At 70.5% G+C, this 19,130-nt stretch carries 19 protein-coding genes and 3 pseudogenes; 17 read left to right on the top strand and 5 right to left on the bottom strand.

Annotated features, from left to right (window positions below):
- Positions 1–215: 215 nt before the first annotated feature.
- A pseudogene (locus ACN6LM_RS33995) lies at positions 216–636 on the bottom strand (NUDIX hydrolase).
- Positions 637–699: 63 nt separating this feature from the next.
- Here ACN6LM_RS33995 and ACN6LM_RS34000 point away from each other — a divergent pair.
- The 8 genes and pseudogenes from ACN6LM_RS34000 to ACN6LM_RS34035 all read left to right on the top strand — a co-directional run bounded on the left by ACN6LM_RS34000 (position 700) and on the right by ACN6LM_RS34035 (position 5,751).
- Positions 700–1,365 carry a DUF2637 domain-containing protein gene (locus ACN6LM_RS34000; protein WP_445069241.1) on the top strand — a complete coding sequence of 222 codons (666 nt, stop codon included), beginning with the start codon at positions 700–702 and terminating at the stop codon, positions 1,363–1,365.
- Positions 1,366–1,383: 18 nt separating this feature from the next.
- Positions 1,384–1,575, top strand: coding sequence for a mobile element transfer protein (locus tag ACN6LM_RS34005; protein ID WP_445069242.1), 192 nt, complete (start codon positions 1,384–1,386; stop codon positions 1,573–1,575).
- Between the two features lie 12 nt (positions 1,576–1,587).
- Positions 1,588–1,743 (top strand): hypothetical protein, encoded by a 156-nt coding sequence (locus ACN6LM_RS34010; protein WP_445069243.1) that lies wholly within the window; start codon positions 1,588–1,590, stop codon positions 1,741–1,743.
- 23 nt (positions 1,744–1,766) lie between these two features.
- Positions 1,767–2,069 carry a SpdD-like protein gene (locus ACN6LM_RS34015; RefSeq protein WP_445069244.1) on the top strand — a complete coding sequence of 101 codons (303 nt, stop codon included), beginning with the start codon at positions 1,767–1,769 and terminating at the stop codon, positions 2,067–2,069.
- A gap of 128 nt (positions 2,070–2,197) precedes the next feature.
- Positions 2,198–3,572, top strand: a pseudogene (repSA, locus tag ACN6LM_RS34020) (replication initiator protein RepSA).
- Positions 3,573–3,574: 2 nt separating this feature from the next.
- Positions 3,575–3,775: a helix-turn-helix transcriptional regulator gene (locus tag ACN6LM_RS34025; protein ID WP_399474792.1), complete on the top strand. Its 201-nt coding sequence runs from the start codon at positions 3,575–3,577 to the stop codon at positions 3,773–3,775.
- On the top strand, positions 3,775–5,061 hold the full coding sequence (locus tag ACN6LM_RS34030) for a tyrosine-type recombinase/integrase (RefSeq protein ID WP_445069245.1): 1,287 nt from the start codon (positions 3,775–3,777) through the stop codon (positions 5,059–5,061). The genes ACN6LM_RS34025 and ACN6LM_RS34030 overlap by 1 nt, the downstream gene beginning before the upstream one ends.
- A 528-nt stretch (positions 5,062–5,589) precedes the next feature.
- Complete coding sequence (locus ACN6LM_RS34035; protein ID WP_445069246.1) at positions 5,590–5,751, top strand: hypothetical protein; 162 nt, start codon at positions 5,590–5,592, stop codon at positions 5,749–5,751.
- 79 nt (positions 5,752–5,830) lie between these two features.
- On the opposite strand, the gene ACN6LM_RS34040 is transcribed toward ACN6LM_RS34035, so the two are convergent.
- Positions 5,831–6,592: a phosphoglyceromutase gene (locus ACN6LM_RS34040; protein WP_445069247.1), complete on the bottom strand. Its 762-nt coding sequence runs from the start codon at positions 6,590–6,592 to the stop codon at positions 5,831–5,833.
- A 203-nt stretch (positions 6,593–6,795) separates the two neighbouring features.
- Between ACN6LM_RS34040 and ACN6LM_RS34045 the strand changes: the two genes are divergently transcribed.
- Positions 6,796–8,100, top strand: a complete 1,305-nt coding sequence (locus ACN6LM_RS34045; RefSeq protein ID WP_445069248.1) for an MDR family MFS transporter — start codon at positions 6,796–6,798, stop codon at positions 8,098–8,100.
- A 19-nt stretch (positions 8,101–8,119) separates the two neighbouring features.
- Here ACN6LM_RS34045 and ACN6LM_RS34050 read toward each other — a convergent pair whose 3' ends face one another.
- On the bottom strand, positions 8,120–8,269 hold the full coding sequence (locus tag ACN6LM_RS34050) for a hypothetical protein (RefSeq protein ID WP_445069249.1): 150 nt from the start codon (positions 8,267–8,269) through the stop codon (positions 8,120–8,122).
- 210 nt (positions 8,270–8,479) lie between these two features.
- Positions 8,480–9,157 (bottom strand): phosphate signaling complex protein PhoU, encoded by a 678-nt coding sequence (phoU, locus tag ACN6LM_RS34055; RefSeq protein WP_445069250.1) that lies wholly within the window; start codon positions 9,155–9,157, stop codon positions 8,480–8,482.
- Between the two features lie 208 nt (positions 9,158–9,365).
- Here phoU and ACN6LM_RS34060 point away from each other — a divergent pair, with 208 nt between their 5' ends.
- Complete coding sequence (locus ACN6LM_RS34060; protein ID WP_445069251.1) at positions 9,366–10,640, top strand: sensor histidine kinase; 1,275 nt, start codon at positions 9,366–9,368, stop codon at positions 10,638–10,640.
- Positions 10,637–11,317 (top strand): response regulator transcription factor, encoded by a 681-nt coding sequence (locus tag ACN6LM_RS34065; RefSeq protein WP_018519642.1) that lies wholly within the window; start codon positions 10,637–10,639, stop codon positions 11,315–11,317. Before ACN6LM_RS34060 ends, ACN6LM_RS34065 begins: the two co-directional genes overlap by 4 nt.
- A gap of 24 nt (positions 11,318–11,341) precedes the next feature.
- Here ACN6LM_RS34065 and ACN6LM_RS34070 read toward each other — a convergent pair.
- Positions 11,342–11,956, bottom strand: a pseudogene (locus ACN6LM_RS34070) (DUF461 domain-containing protein); the annotation flags it as partial.
- A gap of 609 nt (positions 11,957–12,565) precedes the next feature.
- Between ACN6LM_RS34070 and ACN6LM_RS34075 the strand changes: the two are divergent.
- The 6 genes from ACN6LM_RS34075 to ACN6LM_RS34100 all read left to right on the top strand — a co-directional run bounded on the left by ACN6LM_RS34075 (position 12,566) and on the right by ACN6LM_RS34100 (position 19,020).
- Positions 12,566–13,048 carry a CarD family transcriptional regulator gene (locus ACN6LM_RS34075; RefSeq protein WP_006380568.1) on the top strand — a complete coding sequence of 161 codons (483 nt, stop codon included), beginning with the start codon at positions 12,566–12,568 and terminating at the stop codon, positions 13,046–13,048.
- Between the two features lie 359 nt (positions 13,049–13,407).
- On the top strand, positions 13,408–14,154 hold the full coding sequence (gene ispD, locus ACN6LM_RS34080; protein WP_164399919.1) for a 2-C-methyl-D-erythritol 4-phosphate cytidylyltransferase: 747 nt from the start codon (positions 13,408–13,410) through the stop codon (positions 14,152–14,154).
- Entirely contained in the window at positions 14,144–14,662 is a 519-nt protein-coding gene (gene ispF / locus ACN6LM_RS34085; RefSeq protein WP_445069252.1) for a 2-C-methyl-D-erythritol 2,4-cyclodiphosphate synthase, read from the top strand. The genes ispD and ispF overlap by 11 nt, the downstream gene beginning before the upstream one ends.
- A gap of 120 nt (positions 14,663–14,782) precedes the next feature.
- Entirely contained in the window at positions 14,783–16,186 is a 1,404-nt protein-coding gene (gene cysS / locus ACN6LM_RS34090; RefSeq protein WP_445069253.1) for a cysteine--tRNA ligase, read from the top strand.
- An 84-nt stretch (positions 16,187–16,270) separates the two neighbouring features.
- Positions 16,271–17,227 carry a 23S rRNA (guanosine(2251)-2'-O)-methyltransferase RlmB gene (gene rlmB / locus ACN6LM_RS34095; protein ID WP_445069254.1) on the top strand — a complete coding sequence of 319 codons (957 nt, stop codon included), beginning with the start codon at positions 16,271–16,273 and terminating at the stop codon, positions 17,225–17,227.
- A gap of 179 nt (positions 17,228–17,406) precedes the next feature.
- On the top strand, positions 17,407–19,020 hold the full coding sequence (locus ACN6LM_RS34100; protein WP_445069255.1) for a DoxX family membrane protein: 1,614 nt from the start codon (positions 17,407–17,409) through the stop codon (positions 19,018–19,020).
- Positions 19,021–19,130 lie beyond the last annotated feature (110 nt).

The following is a 19,130-nucleotide window of genomic DNA, read 5'->3' on the forward strand; positions in this document are numbered from 1 at the left end:
GCAGGCTGTGATCCTGCCCGGAATTTGAACGAGTGGCCCCCTGGTCTTGCTCGACGCGGGACCCGAACCGGGGAGGTGGCTAAAGCCGTGGAGCCGACCCCCCCGGCCACAGCGGGGTTTCTCCCCAGCATGGTGCTCGCTCCAGCCGCGCGACCGGCGTAGCCGGGGAGCGCGCGGCGAGCGGAGCGAGCCGCCTTGACGAAGTAGGGAAAGTTCTATCGCGCTGGCGTCAGGCACTTGCCGTCATGGCTTCGCACGTGGGGTCCGTTCTCGTCGAGGGCATCCAGCAGTCGGACCGCGTAGACCTCGGACATCCACTCGGTGACCTCGTCCGGCGTGAGCCAGCCGACCGCGGTCGATTCGCTGGACGTGCGCTCGCTTCCGCCGGCGGGCTTGCACCGGAGGGACCAGGGCCACGATGCCGCGCGTGGTGTTCTTGTAGACCCCTGTGAGCTCGTCCACCTCGACGTGGATGCCCGTCTCCTCCAGGACCTCGCGCCGAACGCTGGCCTCCGGGGTCTCGTCGAGTTCGAGTACGCCGCCGGGGAGCTCCCAAGTGCCGTTGTCGGCACGGCGGATTCGGCCACCGCGCCGCTCACCAAAGCCGCGCCCACCACCGCCTGACCTCCCGCCCACCGGTCGGCGTGACCATTCCCGCGCCAAGTCCCTACCCGTCCCATGCCGAAAAGGAGAAGTCCGATGGCCCGTCCCTCCGTGCGTGTGGACGCCGTACTCATCCAAGCCGTGATCGCTGGCGCGCTCTCCTTCGCCCATCTCCACGACCTCGCCGCCGCCTCGGGCCAGGACGGCTGGAAGGCATGGGCCTACCTGATCAGCGTTGATCTGCTCCTGGTCGCTGCCTGGCGGCGGCTACGAAAGGACGGCCCGTCCCGGCTCGCCTGGAGCTGGTTCCTGATCGCGCTCGTCGTTTCGTTCGGTGCCAACGTCGCCACCGCAGGATTCCTCGATCTCGCGCACCCTCTGGCCTGGTTGCGCTTCGGCATTGCTGGATGGTCCGCGCTCGCCTTCCTCGGCGGGACGCTCCTCGCCCACACCGCGACCCCGGTCGAGGACCGCACGCCCGTTCCGGCGGTGCCTTCGGCTGATCCCTCGGCGCCGGAGCTCGTCACCGAGGAACAGGCCCCGGAGCTGGAACCAGCGCCGATTCCTGCCGCTGAGGAGTCTGCGGTCCTGCCTCCCGCCGACGCGTCTCCTCCCGTGCCGGCCGCGCTCGTCGACCACGCCCGGAAGGTCGCCGACGACCACCGCGTCCGTACCGGTTCACCGATCGACACCGACACGCTCCGCGCCCGCCTCGGATTTCCGCCCCAACTCGCCGCCGCGATCGCCGCTCAGCTCGCCTGACCCGAGAGGAGACCCACCATGCCAACCCGCGACCACTTCCACTCCGTGATGCGGATCGGACCGGTGCAGATCGGTACCCACCGCGACCGGCACGGCCGCACCCAGCACGCCGCCGTGTGCACCGCCGATCGCTGCGGTTGGTCGTCCGACTTCAGCAGCCGGTCCGCCGCCCAGCTCGCCGCCCGCACCCACCGCTGCAAGGTCCGCTGAAGGGGACCCGCCATGGACGTACCGCTCTGGCTCGCCCTGATCGTCGTCGGCTGGCTCGGCGTGAAGCTGATCAGCCCGCCCTGGTGGCTCGTGCTCGTGTTGCTGCTTGGCGGCTACCTCCTCGCCGACAGCCTCCTGACCCCCGTGATCGACACCGCCGTCAAGTAGCCCCCGCCGAAGGGAGAACCGCCATGCTCCGCCCGAAGATCCCCACCAACCCGTTGCCGACCGGAATCGTCACTGGAACCGCCCGGAGCGACGTCCCCGCCGTGCACCACCAGGCCCCGGCACCGGCCCCTATGGCTCCCGCACGTCCCACGGTTCAGCTCACGCCCGGTGCCGTCGTCGCCGTCATCGGTGGCGGCACGGCCGTGGTGCTGGTCGTCGGTGCGGTCCTGGTCTCCATGCTCCTCACGGTCGCCGTCACCGCCGCGTCGCTCGCCATCAGCGCCCTGGTCATTCGGTCGCTCGTGGCGTCGCAGAACCATCGCTGACCGGCTTCCGGGCGGCCTCGATACCGCCAAGCATCCGACGCCCGGAAGCCGTGCTCCTGCCCGAACCACAGATCCGGAAGGAAGCACCATCATGACCGACCGCATCGCCCGCCGCCGGGGGAGTGCACATGCCTGAATCGCAGCTCGACCGGCTCACCCTCGGCGACCTGCTGAGGGTGGCCTCGGCCCCCGAGTTCAACCGCTGGGAGGACCAGATCCGACGCACCGGTGGCTGCTCCGACCCGATCCACCTGACCGGTTGGGCCCTCACCAAGGACAAGACCACCGGCGAGACCCTTCACCACTATTCGACCGAGACCGAGCCCGGCGGACGTCTCCGTCTCGCTTGCGGCAACCGCCGCGCTTCCCGCTGTCCCTCTTGCGCCTGGACGTACGCCGGAGACACCTACCACCTGATCCGCGCCGGCCTGGCCGGCGACGATCGCCGCGATGTCCCTGCCACCGTCCGGGATCACCCCCGAGTCTTCGCCACCCTTACCGCCCCGTCCTTCGGCCCGGTCCACAACCGTCCCGAACGTGGGCGCTTGCCGTTGCGGTAGCTGGCACTCGGCAGGCGCACCCGAGCTCGGTACCGCCCTGGACCCCGAGACGTACGACGACGCCGGATCGGTCCTGTTCAACAACCACGCCGGCGACCTCTGGATGCGGTTGACCACTCGCCTCCGACGGGAGATCGCGGCCCGCGCCGGACTCACGCAGGTGGAACTGAAGGAATCGGCTCGGCTCTCGTACGGCAAGGTCGCGGAGTTCCAGAAGCGCGGGGCGATCCACTTCCACGCCGTGATGCGGATCGACGGACCGGACGGGCCCGGCACCCCTCCTCCGTCATGGGCCACCGTCGACCTGCTCACCGACTCAATACGCGCAGCCGCTCGGCACAACTACACCTCGGTGTCCGCTCCCGCAGCCGATGATCAGCCCGCTCGTACCTTCCGCTGGGGCACCCAACTCGACGTCCGCCCGGTCGTTGCCTTCGGCGACGGCTCCGATATCACCGAGCAGGCTGTGGCGTCCTACGTCGCGAAGTACGCCACCAAAGCGGCCGAGAATACTGGCACTCTGGACCGCCGCATTGGCGAACTCTCCGAGCTCGATCGCCACGGAGTTCCCGACCACGCCCGCCGTCTCATCGCCGCATGCCACCTCCTCGATCCCCTCTACCCCGAACGCCGGCTGCGTGCCTGGGCGCACATGCTCGGGTTCCGCGGGCACTTCTCCTCGAAGTCCCGCCGCTACTCGACCACCCTCGGCGAGCTCCGCCAGGCCCGCGCGGACTTCCGCGCTGCGCAGGAACGGCAGTCCCTCGGCCTGGAGGACCGCGTCCCGGACACCGTGCTCGCCCTGGCCGACTGGCAGTACGCCGGCCACGGTCACTCGCCCGGCGAATCCGTCCTCGCCGCGACCATCGCCCGTGGTCTCCAGCTCAACCGCGAGCCGGCCCGTGAAGCCATGACGGAGCTGGTCGACGAGGGGGAGTGGTGACCATGGCGCTTCCTCTGCCGACTCGCTATCTGACGCCTGACGACCTGGTCGAGATGTTCGAGCTCCCCAGCGTCGAGACGGTCTACCAGTGGCGCCGGAAGCGGACCGGACCCCGCGGCTTCCGTGTCGGCCGGCACCTCCGCTTCGACCCCGACGACGTACGGGCCTGGGTCGACTCCCGCCGGAGCGAGGCGGCTGCCTGATGGCCGGACACATTCAGGACCGCTGGTTCGTGACCGTGACCGGCCCTGACGGTAAGCCCCGCAAGGTGAAGTCGGATCGCTACGGAGTGGGGTCCCGCTACCGCGCGCGTTACGTCGGGCCGGACGGCACGGAGAAGTCGAAGAGCTTCCTAGACCGACAGAAGCGGCTTGCCGATCAGTGGCTGGCCCATACCGAAGCGGACATGGCGCGGGGTCAGTACATCGACCCTCGCGCCGCCCGGACCACCTTCCAGCAGTACGCGGAGGGCTGGGTGTCCACGCAAGGCGCGGACCCCAACACTCAAGCTTCGATGGAGTCGCAGCTCAGGCTGCACGCCTTCCCGTACCTCGGCACGCGTCCGCTTGGTTCGTTCCAGCCGGCGCACATCCGCGACTGGGTGCAGCGGCTCCAAGCGAACGGTGTGCGTGGCTCGTACGCCCGGACGATCTACTCCAACGTGCGGGCGGCTCTCAGCGCGGCCGTGGACGACGGGCACCTTCCTCGGAACCCTTGCGCTGCCCGATCGGTACGACCGCCGACCGTGGACACGAAGCGTGTCACGCCGTGGACGACGGAACGGCTCTTCGCGGTGCGCGCGGGCATGCCGGAGCGGTATCAGGCGATGGTCGACCTTGGTGGCGGCTACGGCCTGCGGCAAGGCGAGATCCTGGGTGTTGCGGTGGACGCGATCGATTTCCGGGCGGACACATTGCACGTCGTTCAGCAGCTCAAGCTGAGCCGCAGCAAGCCGGTCTTCGCCCCGCCCAAGGGCGGCAAGCTGCGGGACGTACCGCTTCCCGGCCCTGTCGCTGACGCGCTACGGGCCCACATGAAGCAGTTGCCGCCGGTCGAGATCACGTTGCCGTGGAAGGTCGCGGGCGGACCGCTGGTGACCAAGCGGCTCATCTTCATGGGCCCGCGCGGTGGCCACGTCTGGCGCACCTCGCTGAACGAGGAGGCGTGGAAACCAGCCCTTGCATCGGCCGGAGTCATTCCGGTCCCCGCGGCTGGCTCGCCGCACGCCGAGTCGCGCGAGAACGGCATGCACGCGATGCGGCACTTCTATGCGTCGGTGCTGTTGGATGCTGGAGAGAGCATCAAGGCGGTTGCCGAGTACCTCGGCCACTCGGACCCTGGCTTGACGCTGCGGGTGTACGCGCACCTGATGCCGTCGAGCCAGGAGCGTACTCGGAGTGCAGTTGCTGCAGCGTACAAATCTGAGGCTCCGGCAATGCCTTCCGATAGGGCAGATGCTACGGGTGCTGGTACTCGCGGGGGTGCCTAGCGTGCATCATGCCCTCGTATTGCGACCTCGTATTGCGACCTCGTATTGCGACCTCGTATTGCGACCTCATATTGCGATGCCGTATTGCGACCTCGTATTGCGACCTCGTATTGCGCGCACGCTAGAGAGCTGAGCGTCAAGGTGTAGGTGCGCAAGCGTCAGTGGGTCACCTGGGAGAGGGCTGGTCACGGGGCCAGCCCTGACCTGGTCGGGTCAACCTAGGTGGGCTCGCCGCGTTGTCCACGTCCACGGGCGTGGACAATTCATCCACGGAGATGGACAGCCGCTACATCCTGCTGGATCCATCTACATTTCTACAGTCGATGTGGAGGTTGCGTCGGCCCTACCGCATTCACCTGGGCCGCGGTGCAGATTTGGCTCAGGGGTGGCAGCTATGCCAAAGTCTCAGCGGCATAAGAATGCCGCCCGGCCAGGGGCGGCATTCGCCTCCGTGCCGCTTTTCAGTCATGACCTTGATCCGGTGTAACCGAAGCACAGCAGGAGAACTTCATGGTCCCACGCACGGGCATGAGCATCGACGTCCGCCCACGTGATCTACCAATTGTTCTGATCGGCACGGGTGGCGGGGCACTCGCGCTGTGGGCAGACGCATCCCCTGAGATCGCCATCCCGGTGGCGCTACTGATCATGCTTGACATCCGCGTGCGTTTCTGGCGCGGTCGAGCCTGACGGCCCACAGACGGCCCAGCGCACCAAAAGCCCCCCACCACGCGGAGAATCCGCAGGTGGGGGGCTTTTTCAGCTCTGCTTACTTCTTCTTGCCCTGGTTCTTCACGGCCTCGATGGCCGCCTTCGCGGCGTCCGGGTCGAGGTAGGTGCCGCCCGGGTTCAGGGGGCGGAAGTCCGCGTCGAGTTCGTAGGTGAGCGGGATGCCCGTGGGGATGTTCAGGCCCGCGATGTCGGCGTCGGAGATGCCGTCGAGGTGCTTGACCAGGGCGCGGAGGCTGTTGCCGTGGGCGGCGACCAGGACCGTGCGGCCGGTCAGGAGGTCCGGGACGATGCCGTCGTACCAGTACGGCAGCATGCGCGTGACGACGTCCTTCAGGCACTCCGTGCGCGGGCGCAGCTCCGGCGGAATCGTCGCGTAGCGCGCGTCGTCGCTCTGGGAGAACTCGGTGCCGTCCTCGAGGGCGGGCGGCGGGGTGTCGTACGAGCGGCGCCAGAGCATGAACTGCTCCTCGCCGAACTCCGCGAGCGTCTGGGCCTTGTCCTTGCCCTGGAGCGCGCCGTAGTGGCGCTCGTTCAGGCGCCAGGTGCGGTGTACGGGGATCCAGTGGCGGTCCGCGGCCTCCAGCGCGAGCTGGGCGGTGCGGATGGCGCGCTTCTGGAGGGAGGTGTGCAGCACGTCGGGGAGCAGGCCGGCGTCCTTCAGCAGCTCACCGCCGCGGACCGCCTCCTTCTCGCCCTTCTCGGTGAGGTTGACGTCCACCCATCCGGTGAACAGGTTCTTCGCGTTCCACTCGCTCTCGCCGTGGCGGAGGAGGATCAGCTTGTACGGTGCGTCGGCCATGGGTCCGAGCGTAATCGAACCCGTCCGAGCCGCGCGCGACCGGTCACAGAGCGGACAGGGCCGGGGGAGTGGGCCTTCCGACATTTGACGGCGCCCGTCAATTGAGTGGCAGGCGGGTCCTGCGGATTCGTAATGTTCGGAGCGTCGGTGGGCCACTTACCTCCCCCGGCCCCATCCGTCGTACGTCCCTGGGGGGAACCCGTATGTCTGCCACCGGTCTCGGACGGGCCACCCGTGCCACCCGGGAAACCGTCTCCGGGCTCCCCAGGGAGTTCTGGTGGCTGTGGACCAGCACCCTGGTCAACCGCCTGGGCGCGTTCGTCGCCACCTTCATGGCCCTGTACCTGACCCTGGACCGCGGCTACTCGGCCTCGTACGCCGGTCTCGTCGCCGCACTCCACGGGCTCGGCGGAGTCGTCTCCTCGCTCGGGGCCGGGGTGCTGACCGACCGCATCGGGCGGCGGCCCACCATGCTCGCCGCGCAGCTCTCCACCGCCGCCGCGGTCGCCGTGCTCGGCTTCATGACGCATCCCGCGGCCATCGCCGGTGTCGCCTTCCTCGTCGGCATGGCGAGCAACGCCTCCCGCCCGGCGGTCCAGGCGATGATCGCCGACATCGTCCCCGCGAAGGACCGGGTGAGGGCCTTCTCGCTCAACTACTGGGCCATCAACCTCGGTTTCGCGGTCTCCTCCGCCGGCGCCGGGTTCGTCGCCGAGTACAGCTATCTCGCGGGCTTCGTCGGCGAGGCCACGATGACCCTCGTCTGCGCGGTCGTCGTCTTCCTGAAGGTGCCGGAATCGCGTCCGGAGCGCTCGGCACCGGCGGTGCCCGGCGGTGGGCCGGCCGACGACGGCGTACGGCTCTCCACCGTGCTGCGCGACGGACGGTTCATGGGCGTCGTCGGCCTGTCGTTCGTGATCGCCCTGATCTTCCAGCAGGGTTACGTGGGCCTGCCGGTGGCCATGGGCACCGACGGGCTCAGCAGCTCCGACTTCGGTACGGCGATCGCTGTCAACGGCGTCCTCATCGTCGTGCTCCAGATCCCCGTCACCCGGTTCATCCAGAGCCGCGACCCGCGCCGGCTGCTCGTCGCCTCCTCGCTGCTCGCGGGGTACGGGTTCGGGCTGACCGCCTTCGCCGGTTCCGTCGGGGTGTACGCGCTGACCATCAGCGTGTGGACGGTCGCCGAGATCATCAACGCACCCGTGCAGAACGGCCTGGTCGTCCAGCTCTCCCCGGCCCACGGCAGGGGCCGCTACCAGGGCATGTACACCCTGTCCTGGTCGGCCGCGGCGCTCATCGCCCCGCTGATGTCCGGTGTGGTCATCGACCACTACGGCGCCGGCTGGCTGTGGGCGACGACCGCCCTCCTGGGCACGGTGGCCGCCGCCGGGTACTGGCTGCTCATGCGCGGCCTGCCGACGGGGGAGACCGCGGTGGCCGAGACCGCCGCACCGTCGCCGCGGACCGGGGCACGGGTCACGAAGGCGGAGGCGTCACCCTCGTAACCCGTGCGGCCCGGCGGTGTCAGCCGGAGCAGCCCCCGCACTGGCAGGGCGCCCCGGACTGGCAGCCGCACCCGCAGCCCGAGCCGCAGCCGCAGGCGCCCAGGACGGTGAGTGGCACCACCTCGGCGGCGGCCTCCCGCTCCGGTTCGGTCATGGGGGAATCGGCCATGGTTCCTCCTCAAGGCGTACGACAGGGCCGCACACCCGCCAAGGGGCCCGCGACCCGGGGCGTACGGACACGTCGTGCCGCCCCGACCCATTGCATGCCCACCCGGACGGGCGCATCAACGGCGCACGCGCGCAGGAACGTATGTACGAGCCGTGCGCGCGGGCGTGCGCCCGGCCGCTCGCGCCCCGCTCTTCCCGCCCCGGAGCCTCGCTAAGCCCCCTCGACCTGCGCGGGCTGCTGGATCTCGTCCGCGTGCTCACCCGTCACCAGGTAGACCACGCGCTTCGCCACCGACACCGCGTGGTCGGCGAACCGTTCGTAGTAGCGGCCGAGCAGCGTCACGTCGACGGCCGTCTCGATGCCGTGCTTCCAGCGGTCGTCCATCAGGTGCTGGAACAGCGCGCGGTGCAGCAGGTCCATCTCGTCGTCGTCCTGCTCCAGCTGGAGCGCGAGGTCGACGTCCTTGGTGACGATCACCTCCGCCGCCTTGGCCATCAGGCGCTGCGCGAGCTGGCCCATCTCCAGGATCGTGGCGTGCAGGTCGTGCGGGACCGCGGACTGCGGGAAGCGCAGCCGGGCCAGCTTGGCGACGTGCTGGGCGAGGTCGCCCGAGCGCTCCAGGTCCGCGCTCATCCGCAGCGACGTCACGACGATGCGCAGATCGGTCGCCACCGGCTGCTGCCGGGCCAGGAGCGCGATGGCCCGCGCCTCCAGCTCGTGCTGGAGGTCGTCCACCTTCTGGTCGGCGGCGATCACCGACTCGGCCAGCTTCAGATCGGCGTCGAGCATCGCCGTCGTCGCCCGGCCTATCGCCGAGCCGACGAGCCGGGCCATCTCGACCAGGCCCTCGCCGATCGAGTCGAGTTCCTCGTGGTACGCGTCACGCATGGGTGTCCCTCTCCAGTCCTTGACCGAGGCCGGGGCCCGCCGACGACCGGCTCCGAACCCCACGGCACCACCGTGACGGGCGTACGCGTCGGATTCCGACCGGCCAAGTGAACCGCCCCTTGCCCCTCGGTGAACTCTGGGCGACGAGTGGCCGTGGAGGGCATCGGACGGCTGGGAGTGTGTCCGAGGTGCCGCATAACCTGGACACATGGACGTGAACGCGGCGGTCGCCGCAGCTGCCGCGATCGCCGGTGTCGGTACCGGCGTGATCGCCATGCTGGCGTTCCGCTGGAGCGAGCGCGACCAGAAGAAGCCGACGCGCACCTCCCTGCGGCCCGACAGCGGCGCCCCGCTCCCCCCGGGTGTCGACACGGTCCTGTCCGTGCTCAGCTCCTCCGCCGTGGTGCTGGACGAGAGCGACAGCGTCGTCAAGGCCAGCTCCGCCGCGTACGCGCTGGGGCTCGTCCGCGGCGGCCGCCTCGCCGTCGAGGCGATGCTCAACATGGCGCGGGACACCCGCCGCGACGGCGAGATACGCCAGGTCGAACTGGACCTCCCGCGCCGCGGAACCGGCCGGGGGGAGGCCCTGGCGGTCTCCGCGCGGGTCGCCCCGCTCGGCTCCCGGCTGGTGCTGCTGCTCGTGGAGGACCTCACCGAGGCCCGCCGCATCGAGGCGGTCCGACGCGACTTCGTCGCCAACGTCAGCCATGAGCTCAAGACCCCGACCGGCGCCCTGTCCCTGCTCTCGGAGGCCGTGCTCGACGCCTCCGACGACCAGGAGGCCGTCGAGCACTTCGCCCGCCGCATGCAGATCGAGGCGACCCGGCTCACCAACCTGGTCCAGGAGCTGATCGACCTCTCCCGGGTGCAGAACGACGACCCGCTGGAGGACGCCGAGCCGGTCCGGGTGGACGAGCTGGTCGCCGAGGCCATCGACCGCTGCCGCCAGCAGGCCGGCTCCAAGCAGATCACCATGGCCGCCGGCGGCACCGCCGACCTGCGGATATGGGGGAACCGCGGCCAGCTCGCCGCGGCGCTGGGCAACCTGGTCGAGAACGCCGTCAACTACAGCCCCGCCCGCACCCGCGTCGGCATCGCCGCCCGTCGCGTGGTCGTGCCCGGCGGGGACGAGATCGAGATCGCCGTGACCGACCAGGGCATCGGCATCTCCGAGAAGGACCGGGAACGGGTCTTCGAACGCTTCTACCGCGTCGACCCGGCCCGCTCACGCGCCACCGGTGGCACGGGCCTCGGCCTGGCCATCGTCAAACACGTGGCCGCCTCGCACGGCGGGGAGGTCACCGTGTGGAGCTCGGAGGGACAGGGCTCCACCTTCACCCTGCGGCTGCCCGAAGCGGGCTCCGCACGCGGCCGGGACCGTGCGTCCGCCGGCCCGCGCATCGTCAACGGCGACGCGGCGTCCCACCCGGACGCCGCCCCCGACTCCTTCGATTCATTCCCTTCCCCGGAGGCCCTTCCGTGACCCGAGTGCTTGTCGTCGAGGATGAGGAATCCTTCAGCGACGTCCTGTCCTACATGCTCCGCAAGGAAGGCTTCGAGGTCGCCATCGCGGCCACCGGACCCGACGGCCTGGACGAGTTCGAGCGCAACGGCGCCGACCTCGTGCTGCTCGACCTGATGCTGCCCGGACTCCCCGGCACCGAGGTCTGCCGCCAGTTGCGCAGCCGTTCCAACGTGCCCGTGATCATGGTGACCGCCAAGGACAGCGAGATCGACAAGGTCGTCGGCCTGGAGATAGGGGCCGACGACTACGTCACCAAGCCCTTCTCCTCCCGCGAGCTCGTCGCCCGCATCCGGGCCGTGCTGCGCCGGCGCGGCGAGCCCGAGGAGGTCGCCCCCGCCGCCCTGGAGGCCGGACCGGTCCGCATGGACGTCGACCGCCACGTCGTCACGGTCTCCGGCGGCAAGGTCGACCTGCCGCTGAAGGAGTTCGACCTGCTGGAGATGCTGCTGCGCAACGCGGGCCGGGTGCTGACCCGGATGCAGCTCATCGACCGGGTCTGGGGCGCGGACTACGTGGGCGACACCAAGACCCTCGACGTCCACGTGAAGCGGCTGCGCGCCAAGATCGAGCCGGACCCGGGCGCGCCCAGGTTCCTGGTGACGGTGCGGGGCCTCGGGTACAAGTTCGAGCCGTAGGCCGGCCCCGTACTCCGCGCACATGGCCGAGGACGAGGCCGACGCCTCGCCTGACGGGCTCCCGGACGCGTCCGGCGAAGCAGAGCCGGACGGCGAGGCGTCCGGCGTCTTCGACGGCTCGGGCAGGGCGCTGGGGCCGAAGCCCTCGAAGTAGTGGGTCGCCGGGACGACGGAGGCGCCCAGCGAGATGTCGCCGGTGCGGCTGAACTTGAAGACCAGCGGCTGCACGTTGCCGTTCTCCGTGGCCTCGTCGCCGTTCTCGATCACGGCGGACGCGTTGCCCTGGCCGCCGAGGATCACCCGGCCGCCGGCCGGGACGACGACCGGACCCGACCCCTTGGCGGGGTGCAGCTGCACGGTGCCGCTGCCGCCCTTCAGGGTGATGGAGTCCAGGGTCTCCGGCTTGGAGCCGTTGTTGAACAGCGTGGCGGTGACGACCGCCGGGCCCTTGGCCTCGCGCTCGGGCTGGGTGATGACGTTGACGTTCTGGACCTTGATGTCGCCGGACCGGGTGGAGGCGTTGTCCGGACGGACTTCGAGCGTCTGCGCGTTGTTGCCCGCACCGCACGCGGTGAGCGCGGTGATCGAGAACGCGATGGCAGTGGCGGCGAGGGCGCCGTGTCGAAGGCTGCGGCTCACGGCGGTGGCAACTCCTTGAACATGCGGACGGTGCGGATGGGTCGGGCGTCTGAGGTAAAGCCGCCCTAAGGGTCTGTCAGCGGTCAGGTTACCGAGCCCTCCTCGCCGCCTCGCACCCGACCCGCCCCTGACGTGCCCGTGATTGCGGGGCTCGGACACGTACGGACATTCGCTGTCTCTTCACATAACGCGCTTGATCAAATTCCGGCCATCCGTTCGCCCCGGGCTTCGTGGCTGTTCACGGACGGTGGCGCATTCATTGCGCATAATCCCCGTCGGCGTCGTACGTTGATCAATTTCATTGGCCATCGGTACTTACGCCCGAACGGGTGATCCATCATCGAACGCACTACGGAAAGTTCAGCAAGCGGAAACCGACAAAACGGGACGTTCGACCCCTTCGAGGCGGAGTGGAGTGTGTGTAACGTCCGCGTTTCTCCGTCGGTGGACAGCCGCTCCGACCTGCGAATACCGTCTTCCGCGGGCCCTCCGCAGCACGTCCCCGTCTCTCTTGTCAAGCCCCGAGATATGCCCTGACCTGCGAAAACGCCATTCAGGAGTAGCGATTCTCGTGTTACGCTTGATAGCCACGGAAGGGGTACCTGTCACATGACGTTCAAGGTTGGCGACACCGTGGTCTATCCCCATCACGGGGCCGCGCTGATCGAGGCTATCGAAACTCGCCAGATCAAAGGCGTGGACAAGACCTACTTGGTGCTCAAGGTCGCTCAGGGCGACTTGACGGTGCGTGTGCCGGCGGACAATGCGGAGTTCGTGGGCGTGCGCGACGTAGTCGGGCAGGAAGGGCTGGACCGCGTCTTCGAGGTGCTGCGCGCACCGTATGCCGAGGAGCCGACGAACTGGTCCCGGCGCTACAAGGCAAATCTCGAGAAGCTCGCCTCCGGCGATGTCATCAAGGTCGCCGAAGTTGTGCGCGACCTGTGGCGTCGGGAGCGTGAGCGCGGACTTTCCGCAGGTGAGAAGCGCATGCTCGCCAAGGCCCGCCAGATTCTGGTGAGCGAGCTCGCTCTCGCGGAGAACACCAACGAGGACAAGGCCGAGGCTCTCCTCGACGAGGTCCTCGCATCCTGAACCGGATGGCGCCGGTCATGACGACCGGATCGCACCGGTCGTAGATAATGTGCCGCGGTGCCCGCTGACCAGCCGTATTCACGCTGTGTCGTCGGGCGCTGCGGCATGTCCGGACCGCATATCCGACGGCGAATTCCGGCCACTTGCCGACGGTCCCCCCGTACACGTCCTTGGTACGTTGCTCGCGATCCTGCTCAACCCTGCGTGCGAGACCGACCCCGAACGGCCGCGGCGTGTCCCGGCTCGCCCGGGGTCACGGAAAGGGTCCCGGTCGAGTCATGGCGCAGCGCCCGGCTCGCTTGTGGCCATACCCACGTCGGCCGTGGACACAAACATGCCGAAGCCTCGGAGTGCAACCGATGTCTGAACAACCGCGTCCTTACCGCACGGCCGCCGTGATCCCCGCGGCCGGCCGCGGCGTACGGCTCGGCCCCGGCGCCCCCAAGGCGCTCCGCGCGCTCGGCGGTACCCCCATGCTCGTGCACGCCGTACGCGCCATGGCGGCCTCCCGGCACGTGTCCCTGGTCGTCGTCGTCGCACCGCCCGAGGGCGCCACCGAGGTCCGCAACCTCCTGGACGAGTACGCCCTGCCGGAACGCACCGACTTCCTTGTCGTGCCCGGTGCCGACACCCGCCAGGAATCCGTGAAGCGCGGTCTCGACGCGCTCCCCGACACAATCTCCGCCGTCCTGGTGCACGACGCGGCCCGCCCCCTCGTGCCCGTGGACACCGTCGACGCCGTCGTCGAGGCCGTACGCGACGGTGCCCCCGCCGTCGTTCCCGCCCTGCCGCTCGCCGACACCGTCAAGGAGGTCGAGCCCGGGGCCCCCGGCGCGCCCGAGCCGGTGCTCTCCACCCCGGCCCGCGCCCGGCTCAGGGCCGTACAGACCCCGCAGGGCTTCGACCGGGCCACCCTGCTCCGGGCCCACGAGCAGGTCGCCGTCAGCGGCGAGGGCGCGACCGACGACGCCGGCATGGTCGAACAGCTCGGCGCCCCCGTCGTCGTCGTCCCCGGACACGAAGAGGCGTTCAAGGTCACCCGCCCCCTGGACCTGGTCCTGGCCGAGGCGGTTCTCGCACGCAGGAGGGCCAACGATGGCTTCTGAGACCCCACGGCCCGACCGGGCCCCCGCGCCGGTGATCCCGCTCGTCGGCATCGGCACCGACATCCACGCCTTCGAAGAGGGCCGCGAGCTGTGGTGCGCCGGGCTGCGCTGGGACGGCGAGGGCCCCGGCCTGGCCGGCCACTCCGACGCGGACGTCGTCGCCCACGCCGCGTGCAACGCGCTCTTCTCCGCCGCCGGCCTCGGCGACCTGGGGCAGCACTTCGGCACCGGGCGCCCCGAGTGGTCCGGCGCAGCCGGGGTCACCCTGCTCACCGAGGCCGCCCGCATCGTCCGCGCCGCCGGGTTCGAGATCGGCAACGTGGCCGTCCAGGTCGTCGGCGTACGCCCGAAGATCGGCAAGCGGCGGGAGGAGGCGCAGCGGGTCCTGTCCGACGCCGTCGGCGCCCCGGTCTCGTTGTCCGCGGCGACCTCCGACGGGCTCGGCTTCACCGGGCGCGGCGAGGGTGTCGCCGGCCTCGCGACCGCGCTCGTCTACCGCACCGGCTGACCCGCGCGCGGGGGCGCCCGCGGACCGTTCCGGACGGTCCCGCGCGCCCCCCGTAACAACTGCGCCCGCAAATATCCACAGGGGCTCGGGGCACTGGTGCGGGCCCACTACCCTTGAGGGGTGACTATTCGCCTGTACGACACCAGCGCCCGGCAGATCCGTGACTTCGTCCCGCTCACAGCGGGCTGTGTCTCGATCTACCTCTGCGGCGCTACCGTCCAGGCCGCCCCGCACATCGGGCACATCAGGTCCGGACTGAACTTCGACATCATGCGCCGCTGGTTCACGTACCGCGGCTACGACGTGACGTTCGTCCGGAACGTCACGGACATCGACGACAAGATCATCGCCAAGTCCGCCGAGCAGGGCCGCCCGTGGTGGTCCATCGGTTACGAGAACGAGCGGGCGTTCAACGCGGGCTACGACGCGCTCGGCTGCCTGCCGCCCACCTACGAGCCGCGCGCGACCGGGCACGTCCCGGAGATGATCGAGATGATGCGCGGCCTCATCGAGCGCGGTCACGCGTACGCCGCCGACGGCAACGTCTACTTCGACGTGCGCTCGTTCCCGGGCTACCTGGAGCTGTCCAACCAGGAGCTGGACGATCTGCGTCAGCCCTCCGGCGACAACGAGACCGGCAAGCGCGACAAGCGCGACTTCGCCATGTGGAAGGCGTCGAAGCCCGGCGAGCCCAGCTGGGAGACGCCCTGGGGCCGCGGCCGCCCCGGCTGGCACCTGGAGTGCTCCGCCATGGCGCACAAGTACCTCGGTACCGCCTTCGACATCCACGGCGGCGGCATCGACCTGATCTTCCCGCACCACGAGAACGAGATCGCCCAGGCCAAGGCGTTCGGCGACGACTTCGCGGGCTACTGGGTGCACAACGGCTGGGTCACCATGTCCGGCGAGAAGATGTCGAAGTCGCTGGGCAACTCCGTCCTCGTCAGCGAGATGGTCAAGACCTGGCGCCCCATCGTCCTGCGCTACTACCTGGGCACCCCGCACTACCGGTCCATGATCGAGTACAGCGAGGAGGCCCTGCGCGAGGCCGAGTCGGCGTTCGCCCGCATCGAGGGCTTCATCCAGCGCGTCACCGAGAAGGCCGGCGAGACCGTCGCCGCGGCCGCCGAGGTGCCGCCCGCCTTCGCCGAAGCCATGGACGACGACCTCGGGGTGCCGCAGGCCCTCGCGATCGTCCACACCACGGTCCGCCAGGGCAACTCCGCCCTCGCCGCCGACGACAAGGAAGCCGCCGTCGCGCGCCTCGCCGAGGTCCGCGCCATGCTCGGCGTCCTCGGCCTCGACCCGCTCGACGACCACTGGGCCGGTGAGAGCGACCGCGGCGACGACCTCCACGGCGTCGTGGACACGCTCGTCCGCCTCGTACTCGACCAGCGGCAGTCCGCGCGCGCCCGCAAGGACTGGGCCGCCGCCGACGCGATCCGCGACCAGCTCAACCAGTCCGGACTCGCCATCGAGGACAGCCCGTCCGGCCCCAGGTGGACACTCGGCCCCCGCCAGTAGTAGCCCACCACATGCCGCCCGGTCCGCCGGGCGGCACACTTCACTTATACGTACGCACGACCGAAGCAACGAAACAGGTAGGTCATGGCCGGGAACAGCCAGCGCAGGAACCGCCGCACGTCCAACAAGAAGGGCGCCACGGTCGGCAGCGGTGGCCAGCGACGCCGGGGCCTCGAAGGCAAGGGCCCCACCCCGCCCGCCGAGGAGCGCAAGAAGCACAAGAAGAACCGCATCGCGACCGCCAAGGCCAAGCAGGCCGCCAACCGCCGCCCCGCCCCCAGGCGCGGCGGCGTCAAGGGCACCTCGGAGATGGTCGTCGGCCGGAACCCGGTGTACGAGGCCCTGCGCGACGGCGTCCCCGCCACCACGCTCTATGTCCAGCAGTACATCGACAACGACGAGCGCGTCCGTGAGGCCCTTCAGCTCGCCGGTGAGCGCGGCAACATCAACCTCATGGAGGCGCCGCGCCCCGAGCTCGACCGCATGACGGGCGGGCTCAACCACCAGGGCCTCGTCCTCCAGGTCCCGCCCTACGAGTACGCCGACCCGCAGGACCTCCTCGAAGCGGCGCACGACAACGGCGAGGACCCGCTCATCGTCGCCCTGGACGGCGTCACCGACCCGCGCAACCTCGGCGCGATCGTCCGCTCCGTCTCCGCCTTCGGCGGCCACGGCGTCGTCGTCCCCGAGCGCCGCGCCGCCGGCATGACCGCCGGGGCCTGGAAGTCCTCGGCCGGCACCGCGGCCCGCACCCCCGTCTCCAAGGTCACCAACCTGACCCGCGCCCTCGAAGCGTTCAAGAAGGAGGGCATCGCGGTCGTCGGCCTCGCCGCCGACGGTGAGCACACCGTCGAGGACCTCGAAGCGCTCGGCGGGCCCGTCGTCGTCGTCATCGGCAGCGAGGGCAAGGGCCTCGGCCGCCTCGTCGGCGAGACCTGCGACTACCGCGTCCGCATCAACATGCCGGGCGGCGCCGAATCCCTCAACGCCGGTGTCGCCGCCGGCATCGTCATGTACGAGGTCGCGCGCCGCCGCGCCTGACCGACCCGGCCGAGGGGGCGCGCGCGCACGTGCACGCGCCCCCGCGCAACCCCCCACCACCTGTTGACGGGTCTCGGACACCTTCGGCACGGTCAAGGCAGTGTCCTAATCACACATCACTCGGTTAGATGAGTGTGGACACCAGAACGCCTCGGTTCGACGAACTACCCGCCCTGAGCATGACCAAGGTGGACTGCGACCCTGCGCAGGTCATCGTCAACCACGCCAGCTTCCGGGTGCGGCTCGCCCCCGGCCAGCGCGCACGGCTGCGCGGTGTGACCCCCGCCGGCGCGCCCAGGATTCCCGCGATGAGCGCCCCCGGAGCCGGACGCGGCCGCCGCGCCCCCGTCGTCTGGAGCGGCAAGTCCGCCCCCGGCGACCCCGGCGCCACCGGACTCCTCCAGGCCGTACGCAACTCCACCGCCGGCCGCCCCGAGACCGCGTACGACCCCTACGACCCGTACGCCTCCTACGAGTTCGACCACGGACGCGGCGGCGCCGGCACCCAGGTCATCCCGCGGCTCGACGAGTCCTCCCTCGAAGAGACCCAGCCCAACCCCGTCATCGGCGCCCCCCGCTCCGGCGGACCCCTGCTGCCCCCCATGCGCCGGGCGGTCGGTGCCTACGACCCTGTCGACCCCGGCCCGTACGACGCGGACGGGTACGACGGGCGGGGCCCGTACGACGACGGGGCCGCCGTCGACCTCACCGACGAGGAGGCCCGCGGCCGGCGCCAGGGCGGCGTCGACGACGTCCGGCACGCGTACTATCCGGGCCGCCGCATGAACCTCGGCGTCGTCCTCCTGCCGATGCGGGTGTTCCTCGGCTTCATCTCCATCTACGCCGGCATGGGCAAGCTCTGCGACCCCGTGTACTTCGACGGCGGCGAGCGCGGCTCGATGGTCAAGTGGCTCAACTCGCTCCACCCGTGGGCGCTGGCCGAGCCGCTGCGCGAGTTCGCCCTCTCGCACCCCGTCGGTGCCGGGCTCTCGATCGCCTTCCTCCAGGTCGTCGTCGGTGTCCTCACCGTCCTCGGGCTCTGGCAGCGCGTCGCCGCCACCGTCGGCGCCCTGCTGTCCGCCGCCCTGCTGGTCACCGTCAGCTGGCGCACCGTCGCCGCCTACGACGCGCCGGACATCATCTACCTCGCCGCCTGGAGCCCCCTGATCATCGCGGGCGCCCCGGTCTACTCCATTGACGGACGGCTCGCCGGAGAAGCCTGGCGCAAGCTCGGTCCCCGCTCCGAGATCTGGGACCTGCGCCGCCGCGTCCTGCGCCGGGGTGCTGTCGTCGCCAGCGTCGTCGTGGGCCTCACCCTGCTCATCGGGTCCGTCCTCGGCGGCGCCGTCCGCTCCACGGAGGTCGTCACCGTCCCCGGGCCCCACGGCGTGCCCACCAACCAGCTCCCCGGCTCGCCCCTCCCCGACAAGTCCCGCAAGGGCAAGGCGTCCAAGAGCCCCACCGGCCACCAGCCCACGCCCTCGCACAGCACCGTACCGCACACCCCGTCCGCCGACGCCTCCACCCCGTCGTCGGACGGTGTCCGCGAGACGGGCCAGGCGGCGGGCGCGAGCACCGGGCAGCCCAGCCAGACCCAGGGCACCGGCCAGCAGCCCCCGCGGCAGACCACCCCCCAGCAGCCCCCCGCCACCAGCTCCGGCCCCAGCTCCTCCGGGAGCACCGGCACCGGCGGCGGCTCCACCACCGGCGGCACCGACCCCGACCCCGGCTCCAGCTCGGGCGGCGACGGCGGCAGCGGGGGCCGCAACCCGATCGGCGGCCTCCTCGGCTGACGGCGGGGCCCACACGGGAACGGGGCGGGCCCGGAGGATGTCTGCTGATCGCGGCGGGTGCGGCCCCCGTGGTCGGTGCGGCCGGTGCCGCGGGTGCCGCGGAGCTCCCG

The organism is Streptomyces sp. SAS_281 (assembly GCF_052542855.1).

Bases quoted from the DNA above. Each gene is read 5' to 3' on its own strand.
- ispF (WP_445069252.1), top strand. From the start codon at position 14,144: ATGGCTTCTGAGACCCCACGGCCCGACCGGGCCCCCGCGCCGGTGATC.
- phoU (WP_445069250.1), bottom strand. From the start codon at position 9,157: ATGCGTGACGCGTACCACGAGGAACTCGACTCGATCGGCGAGGGCCTG.
- ACN6LM_RS34035 (WP_445069246.1), top strand. From the start codon at position 5,590: ATGAGCATCGACGTCCGCCCACGTGATCTACCAATTGTTCTGATCGGC.
- ACN6LM_RS34045 (WP_445069248.1), top strand. From the start codon at position 6,796: ATGTCTGCCACCGGTCTCGGACGGGCCACCCGTGCCACCCGGGAAACC.
- ACN6LM_RS34025 (WP_399474792.1), top strand. From the start codon at position 3,575: ATGGCGCTTCCTCTGCCGACTCGCTATCTGACGCCTGACGACCTGGTC.
- ispD (WP_164399919.1), top strand. From the start codon at position 13,408: ATGTCTGAACAACCGCGTCCTTACCGCACGGCCGCCGTGATCCCCGCG.
- ACN6LM_RS34050 (WP_445069249.1), bottom strand. From the start codon at position 8,269: ATGGCCGATTCCCCCATGACCGAACCGGAGCGGGAGGCCGCCGCCGAG.
- ACN6LM_RS34100 (WP_445069255.1), top strand. From the start codon at position 17,407: ATGACCAAGGTGGACTGCGACCCTGCGCAGGTCATCGTCAACCACGCC.
- ACN6LM_RS34010 (WP_445069243.1), top strand. From the start codon at position 1,588: ATGGACGTACCGCTCTGGCTCGCCCTGATCGTCGTCGGCTGGCTCGGC.
- ACN6LM_RS34075 (WP_006380568.1), top strand. From the start codon at position 12,566: ATGACGTTCAAGGTTGGCGACACCGTGGTCTATCCCCATCACGGGGCC.
- ACN6LM_RS34040 (WP_445069247.1), bottom strand. From the start codon at position 6,592: ATGGCCGACGCACCGTACAAGCTGATCCTCCTCCGCCACGGCGAGAGC.
- ACN6LM_RS34060 (WP_445069251.1), top strand. From the start codon at position 9,366: ATGGACGTGAACGCGGCGGTCGCCGCAGCTGCCGCGATCGCCGGTGTC.
- ACN6LM_RS34005 (WP_445069242.1), top strand. From the start codon at position 1,384: ATGCCAACCCGCGACCACTTCCACTCCGTGATGCGGATCGGACCGGTG.
- ACN6LM_RS34015 (WP_445069244.1), top strand. From the start codon at position 1,767: ATGCTCCGCCCGAAGATCCCCACCAACCCGTTGCCGACCGGAATCGTC.
- ACN6LM_RS34000 (WP_445069241.1), top strand. From the start codon at position 700: ATGGCCCGTCCCTCCGTGCGTGTGGACGCCGTACTCATCCAAGCCGTG.
- rlmB (WP_445069254.1), top strand. From the start codon at position 16,271: ATGGCCGGGAACAGCCAGCGCAGGAACCGCCGCACGTCCAACAAGAAG.
- ACN6LM_RS34030 (WP_445069245.1), top strand. From the start codon at position 3,775: ATGGCCGGACACATTCAGGACCGCTGGTTCGTGACCGTGACCGGCCCT.